Annotated in this window: 1 protein-coding gene; it reads right to left on the minus strand. The window is 43.8% G+C overall.

Going from position 1 to position 1,141, the window contains the following annotated elements:
- Positions 1–998 (minus strand): efflux RND transporter permease subunit (locus tag A3751_RS18750; RefSeq protein ID WP_197466504.1); only part of this gene is annotated, 998 nt, incomplete at its 3' end.
- Between the last annotated feature and the right edge of the window lie 143 nt (positions 999–1,141).

Consider the following 1,141-nt stretch of genomic DNA (forward strand, 5'->3'; position numbering starts at 1 on the left):
AAAATGTCTTCGGCCAGAGGGACGGAATTAACGCCGCCTTGCTTTGCTATACCAATATGGACTGCTGCCATCTCTTGCCCTTTGTACTCTTCAAAACGATGATCAGCTGGACCAAAGTTAAAACGCGAGAGGCTTAAATTTTTATGATCGGGCTCAGTCGTTATATGCGCGATGTCTTGAAGGTGCACTACTTTTTCCGTATCTCGAAATACAACCAACTTTCTAAGCTCTTCCAGATTTTCTAACTTGTAACTGACACGCATATGCTGGTTGTCTTTATCGATGACTTTGAAGCCAAGTGAATGGTCAATGTTAGCCGCCTGAATATGTGCTCGTATCTGGTTTAGTCCTAACCCTAAAGCCTGCAAGCGAGTTGGATTTATTTCTACTCGAACATCATTCTCTTGACCGCCATGAATCTGACTGAGCCCTACTCCATCGATACTATGTAAATGCTCTGTCATTCGTTCAGCCATATTTGTAAGCTGATATCGATCATATTGATTAGAAGCCAAAGTGACGACCATAAAGGGCACATCGTCTACATCTACGAGACTGATGTGTGGCTCGCCAGCTAAAGGCGGCAACTGAATTTTATAACGCTCCATTTGATCATAGAGCCGAACGAAGGACTCGGTTTTATCTTCACCTACTTTGAATTCAACCTGAATTTTGGCGAAGCCTTCACCCGCGACACCATAGGTATGCTTCACGCCTTGCATAGTGTTCAGGTGATTTTCTAGCGGCGTTAACAGTAAGTGCTCAACCTCCAAAGGAGACATTCCGTCCATTGGTATCGTGATCTCAGCTGCAGGCACGACAATTTGAGGATTCTCTTCGCGTGGTGTTTCAAACAAGCCTATTAAACCAAACAATAAAACCGCAGGAACCAATGCGAGTACTAGTTTCGATTCGACAAATATTTTCGCTAAATGATGCGCGATGTTGAAGGCGTTGTGGCTATTTGTGGAACTACTCTGAGAGATCTTATCGTTCATATCTCAGCCTTCGAATACTTGGTATCTGAAGAGTTTGCAACGACAACAGCTCCACCATCTTTCAAGGTTGAAGGCGGATAAGTGATGACAATATCCGAAGGATCTAAACCAGACAAGACAACCCTATATTTCTGCCACTGACG

This window comes from Oleiphilus sp. HI0080 (assembly GCF_001635135.1).